This is a genomic window from Niastella vici (genome assembly GCF_002077945.1).
In the GTDB taxonomy this organism is placed as follows: Bacteria; Bacteroidota; Bacteroidia; order Chitinophagales; family Chitinophagaceae; genus Niastella; species Niastella vici.
In genome coordinates this window covers 125,779-132,072 of record NZ_LVYD01000056.1, presented here as the reverse complement: position 1 = coordinate 132,072, position 6,294 = coordinate 125,779, and the positions used below count along the sequence as shown (strand labels likewise).

The window sequence follows — 6,294 nt, the reverse complement described above, 5'->3', positions numbered from 1 at the left end:
GCTAAATTTTTGTTTGTAAATGATGCTTACTTTTTTTATAGTGGTTTTCAGCTTTGCCACTTTCCCATGTTATCTTTCTGCAAGAGGATCCTTTTCCTGCATAATAATAGTATGGGCTTTTTTATATAGACCGATCAGTACTATTATTGAAACTTTGGTTGATTATTACCTATTTATTTGCTTCATTTGTTATCAATATGTTTTCGGTACAGTTAACGACACTACAAGGAAGGGATCTGGAGTTACTGCATTAACCGTAGCAAAGGCGAATTCTTTTCCGATATTATAGGCGCATGCGACTGCTTATAAAATCTGATTTTATGGAATGCCGTTAAATCAATATTCTAGTGAAAGGCAGCTTTTTTTATAAGACTGTTATATGTCTTCCCCTGAAATAACTTAGTAAGCTTTTTATCCTTTCCATAAACTGCGATAACAGGTACAGCTGTTACTTCAAAATAAGTGGCTAATTTATTATCGATATCCTTTCCGTTGATAATGTTTTGATATTTATTTAAACCATATTCTTTGTCAAATTCTTTCATTGACTGATAAGAAGCTTGTGTAACAAGATAAAATCTGATATCTTTCAGTTCATCCATCTCCTTAATAAAGCCTTTCAATTGCGCACGGCAATATGGGCAATTCGGACTATAGTAAAACAATACCGCAGGATTATTTGCAATCAAGTCTTTCGAATTTGAATAATTAGAGCTGTCCGGACGCATTAATGTAAAAGATGGCATAGGTTTACCTTCTAATCCGGTCTTTTCAGATTCTGTGCTATAACAGCCGGAAACATATATTAATACTAAGGTGAGTACTGCTAAATGTAATGTTTTCATATTGTTAATCACTCCATTATGTTATTAATGTGTTTTAGATCATTGCATTATTATCGGGTGCTTTGTTTCGACTGTGTTTCTTGTCTCAAGTCCTTGTGTAGTTTCTTGTGATTTAATCAGGCTCATTACCTGAACCAACCAGTCAAGCAACAAAGCTGTAAAAGCACTGGTAATAATTATTGGAAATGCCTGGAATCTCAATGCAGCCGAAGATGCACCAATTGTAAAACCTGCATTTAATAACCATATGGAACCACCCATCCAGACTGCATATCTAAATTCACCATGATATTGCCATCCTTTTAATAAGAAGTAACATAAGAGACAGCAAATCATAACCACATTGATTGCTCCTGATAGAATTGGATAAAAACTTAATGTCCATAATTTTTTACTTTCAAAGCGGGAGTTTACTAAACGGCTTGAATAGCCAAACCATTTTCGAGCATCCTCAGTTACACCGGTTTTGTCATCATTATAGTATTCAAGAAACTCTAATGGTGGCGCATAGTATTTTTGAGCGTTGGGCCATAAGAAATACCTGATAAAATGCCAGGGATATTGTTTTATTATATACAAACCATAGACTTTAAAATAAGGACCCATAGAAGCCCACTTTTTTAGGTTATTGGCTGCTGGATCATTTTTGAAAACTTTGTCACGATATTTTATCATGGGCATTTCTTTCGACCACATATAGTAAGTACTCGCCTGAATAGCTTCTAACGGAAACTTTTTTACATCTCGTGTGCTATCAAAATACTCACAGATCATATTGTTAAATTCTTGAAATATTTTGGGCACAGGTTTCCGATCTGCTGCATTTACATATCGGTAAGTATACATCGCATTGTTTGTTAACTGCCAGCCGCTAAAGGGCGAGTATTGCCAGTCGCCAGTCAGTTTTTCATACTTGTACATAGTGAAAAGTGTAAACGAACCTATTAGTATTGCTGCGAAGCCAAGTCCCGCCAGTTTTCTTTTGATTGACATATTAGAAAACCAAAATGCCAATGCCGAGATAACCGGGTAGATGATAGCATTGTAGCGTACCGTGAAAGCAATAAATATTACTACGGCATGCCATATAATTAGTTTAGTGGTAGGGCGATGAATGATGTGCAACAACAAAGCAAACCAGGTAAAACTGAGACTAAGGAAAATGCCATCACTGCTAATTAAATTGCTTAAATGTAAGAATAAGGGGTTAAAAGCTATAAAACATAACAATATAACTTGTACTATCCTTCTTGGTTTATAAAAATAGATTAGTGTATATAAAAAATATAATGCACTAAGTTCGATAAAAAGATATTGAAAAGCTGTTAGCATATAATCTGTTCGATTAAACACACTGAACAACCGTAAGAATTTTGAATAACCGATTAAATAACTATTTACATCTAAATTTTTATCAGCGGCTTTGATGTAGGCAAATGAATCGTCATGTATGTAGCTGGCATAAGGGTAAAAGTATTTAAACGCTAGAAATTGAATTACAATTGCGGCTGCTGCAAACCATAATATTGTTCTATTGCGTCGGTTTTTAAACAAAAAGTCTTTAAACGAAACTTCTGAGTATATTAAGCTTTGTTCAGTCATAACTTGAATTGTGAGAAGTGAAAATGAATAGTCGATTATCTATTGATCTCTTTCCTTCTTTAGCCGTGTGAAACCCCATATTCATTCGCTGCATTCCATGTCTGTAGATTCTCTTTTTTCTGTCTTTTGTATAATATGATAGCCCACAGATCGAGCAATATAAAGGTCCCATTAAATGCTAGATGTCCTTTCCACGAAAGAAACTCTATTATTCCGCCGCAGCTACAAGGCATTTCTGTACTGATACTGAACAAGGCTATGATATATCCGGTAAACAGAATCATTAAAGTGAGGGTAACTAAAAGACCTTTGTATCTCCAACGCGGAACAACAAGCATCAGCACAATCACAAACTCCACAATTGGTAGAAGAATAGCAATTGCCGTTGCGAAAGGTGCCAATATGGGATTCTCACCTAATTGCTCAATAAAGACCTCATAATCCTGAATTTTCGCAATACCTGTATAAAGAAATAGGATAATATTAAGTACAGTAATTATTTCTATGATTGTTGTACGCTTAACCATATGGCAAGATTTTATAGTTGTCCGTTAATTTTAAAGGAGCCAAATTATGTTCAATTGTTAAACTCTTACTTGCTGGGAATTTATTTTGCGATTCTTTTCAACAAACATCTTATTATTAAACAACCCATACTTCACAATGCAATAAATCGCCCTAAACCCATCCTTCCATCCAATCTTCTTGCCCTCCGCAAACGTTCTTCCATAATAGCTGATACCCACTTCATATATCCTGATGCCAGGGATCATGGAGATCTTTTGCGTCACTTCCGGTTCAAAGCCAAATCGCTTCTCATGTAAATAAATGCGTTGTATAATAGCGGTACGGAATACCTTGTATCCTGTTTCCATGTCGGTCAGGTTTAAATTGCTCATCATATTGCTTAAGAAGGTAAGCACCCGGTTGCCAATAGAATGCCAGAAGAACAGGATGCGGTGTGGATTGCCGCCCATAAATCTTGAGCCGTATACCACATCTGCCGATCCGAGAACTATAGGTTTCAAGAGCGTGTTGTACTCACCCGGATCGTATTCCAGGTCGGCATCCTGTACCAACAAGTAATCACCGGTTGCCTGGGCTATACCTGTATGGATCGCCGCACCCTTTCCCTGGTTTACATCGTGCTTTATATATTTAAAGTAGTTGATGGTCAGGTTCTCCTTGTTGTTCATATATTGCTGGATGGCCGCTTCGGTATTATCCTTTGAGCAATCATTTACAATGATCACTTCCTTTTCTATATTCCTGATCAGCTTCACTTCATTGATCCGGTCTAATATCAATGAGATCGTGTTCTCTTCATTATATGCGGGAATGATGATCGATAAACGCTTAATTGTATCATTATTCGCTGCGGTTCTATTCCCGATATTCAATTCAATCGACGTATTTTGATCTTCCTCTACGGGCAACGATGCCAGCGGAGATAAAGGGTCTGTTCTCATTGACATAAAAGGTGTTTTTAAGTTAAAAACCTGTTCACTTTGTTATGCCGCGAGAGCCATCCTGATGGAAATCGGGGTGGGATGCGGCAATATTTGAAACTTTATCTTAAATATTTGTATCGTCCGGCTAAGGAATAACGGACATATTTTAAGGCATAACATGCTTTATTAGTTACATAAGATCACTCATGTAGCATTAATTTCAATTTGTTGACCTGGCAAATGAAAGTATTGCCAATGCAGTTGTTAAAAGTTGCAGGCTTGGGGTGTAACGCTTTTCCTTATCAGGAAATGTTACTTCGTCTTAATTTATGTTTGAGTAATGAGCCTGTAATGAAGTTAACAGGTGAATTCATGAAGATGGTGTACGTAAGCATGGATAGGTTTTTTAAAATTGAGCAAATGAAACTATGGGCCTGGATTTGTCGTTTCCAAAAGTGCCGGAAACATTCATCGTTCAAATCCTGATGCAAAATACGACTGTAATAAAGCGATAAAGTAGCGATTTCATAGAAAATGGTAGCGATTCGGTATTTTTTTGAATGGTGATCATTTAGCCTTTGTTTTAAGTTCTCCATGTTGTCTTAAAGAATCCTCTTAATTAGTTTGCTGATGCAGGATTTCGTTTTTTCTCCATTGCAAAGGCGTCATTCCTGTATGCCTTTTGAAATGAATATTTAAATTTGTTTTATCAAGCCCCACGCGGGCGGCTATGTATGTTACATGGAGATCGGTTGTCGTCAATAGTTTTTTGGCGCGTTCTATTCGGACTTTAGTTAGATACTCATGTATACTCGAATTAGTAAGGATCCTGAATGCAATACTCAAACTATTGCTATTCATTCCGAATTTTTTTGCTAAGAAGGTATAATCATGATTGTCCTGGTAATTGTTTTCCAGAAATGCTTTGATCTCTTCTGCTTTTGCAAGGACCTGTTTTTCCCGTTGAATGGTGAGATATTGCATAGCCGAATAAGGTTAAATGATGTAAGAATTGATTTAAGTTCATGATGAACAACAATGCACTATATTAGTGATCGATATTGTGTTCCTTTTGAGGGTAAACCTTTCAGTTTTCGGAAGCTTCAAGCAATTTATAATATTGCTCTGTATAGGCTATAAACTGGTCATGTGTTTCCAGTTTTTGAGAAACGGGAACCATGTGTTGGCAATCCGATTCATTCGTTGCAACTATATCATTTCCCGTTTTTTGAAAGACCAGGCAATAAGAATAGTGTAAAGTAATGAAGCAAGCCATTTCTGCTAAACCTTTGTCATATACTTCTATTAAATCTCCAGGTGTCAAGGCATCTATGTCGCCCATTCTTCTAATATTCAGGGTTTCAACAAATTTTTTCTTTTCGGCATAAAGCACTACACTTAAACGGGTGTCTTCTGTGTCTATAAATCTATACTCTGCCTGAAGTGAGTTATCATCGAGCGACTCTATAATGATCCCGTTCCTGGTTACCAGTTCGCAGTTATCGCTGTTGTCTACATAATCATATACTTGCTGTTCAATATTGGCTCCGGTAATCATGGTAGATAAAGTTTAAGATTGAGTATCGTTGATTTTAAGAACGGATGGTAGGTATTTTATGCTCTAGCCTATGAGTCACTACTATTTTCATTTTTTATAGCAATGTAAAATGGATAGGGTAGCGATTTGGTATTATTTGGTAGCGATTCGGTATTAATTGGTGGCCATTCGGTTCCCATTCATGAACCTGAACGTTCCCATGCAAGATCAATTAAATCGGGATTGTTACGCCATTCTGTGGGCGTCTTGCCTGTATAGTGTTTAAATTGTTTGATAAAATTCGTTTTATGAAGTCCTACTTTTTTTGCGATATCAGCAATGGTTCTATTGGTGTTTTCAAGTAGTACCTTAGCATTTTCTATTCGTACTCTGGTTACATATTCGTGCAAGGAGGTATTGGAAACAGCCTTAAACGCTGTTTTAAGTTTGAGCTTATTCATTCCGAATTTTTTTACGAGGTCATCGCAACTGTGGTGCACACTGTAGGTTTTGTCAAGGAAAGCTTTTATTTCCCTGGCTGTTTCAAGGTCTTTGTCCTTTAGTGGTATTACAGACGGTGCTTTTGCATGACGCGACTTTTCAAGGTCTGTTTTTCTGATTCGTATTTGCATATCTGGACAAGGTTAAGGTCAGAAAAATGTCATGTCGTAACATTCATTCATTCTAGCTACAACATTTGTCTACATCAATAAGGATTATCTTTTCCTGAAAATGGGTTGAACGTGTTTTCAGGACTGTGAGTGAAATAAAATTAGGAGGATTATTGCAAAAGATGATGTCACAAATTAATATTTAAATTATCGTTAGTTCTAAAATAATGTAAGCATTATAGTTAGAT

General features: G+C 36.4%; 7 protein-coding genes. All 7 read right to left on the bottom strand.

All coding sequences use genetic code 11. The annotated features are described in order from the left end of the window. Positions 1-344: 344 nt before the first annotated feature. Positions 345-845, bottom strand: a complete 501-nt coding sequence (locus A3860_RS23575; RefSeq protein ID WP_081150595.1) for a TlpA family protein disulfide reductase — start codon at positions 843-845, stop codon at positions 345-347. 39 nt (positions 846-884) lie between these two features. Beyond that, a complete protein-coding gene (locus A3860_RS23570; protein ID WP_081150593.1) occupies positions 885-2,447 on the bottom strand; it encodes a DUF2142 domain-containing protein in 1,563 nt (520 codons plus the stop codon). 59 nt (positions 2,448-2,506) lie between these two features. After that, on the bottom strand, positions 2,507-2,974 hold the full coding sequence (locus A3860_RS23565) for a MauE/DoxX family redox-associated membrane protein (protein ID WP_081150591.1): 468 nt from the start codon (positions 2,972-2,974) through the stop codon (positions 2,507-2,509). Between the two features lie 57 nt (positions 2,975-3,031). Then, positions 3,032-3,922 carry a glycosyltransferase family 2 protein gene (locus tag A3860_RS23560; RefSeq protein ID WP_245843603.1) on the bottom strand — a complete coding sequence of 297 codons (891 nt, stop codon included), beginning with the start codon at positions 3,920-3,922 and terminating at the stop codon, positions 3,032-3,034. Between the two features lie 591 nt (positions 3,923-4,513). Further along, entirely contained in the window at positions 4,514-4,882 is a 369-nt protein-coding gene (locus A3860_RS23550; RefSeq protein WP_081150585.1) for a helix-turn-helix domain-containing protein, read from the bottom strand. Positions 4,883-4,985: 103 nt separating this feature from the next. Beyond that, positions 4,986-5,456 (bottom strand): hypothetical protein, encoded by a 471-nt coding sequence (locus tag A3860_RS23545; RefSeq protein WP_081150583.1) that lies wholly within the window; start codon positions 5,454-5,456, stop codon positions 4,986-4,988. Positions 5,457-5,635: 179 nt separating this feature from the next. Beyond that, entirely contained in the window at positions 5,636-6,067 is a 432-nt protein-coding gene (locus A3860_RS23540; protein ID WP_081150581.1) for a helix-turn-helix domain-containing protein, read from the bottom strand. Positions 6,068-6,294 lie beyond the last annotated feature (227 nt).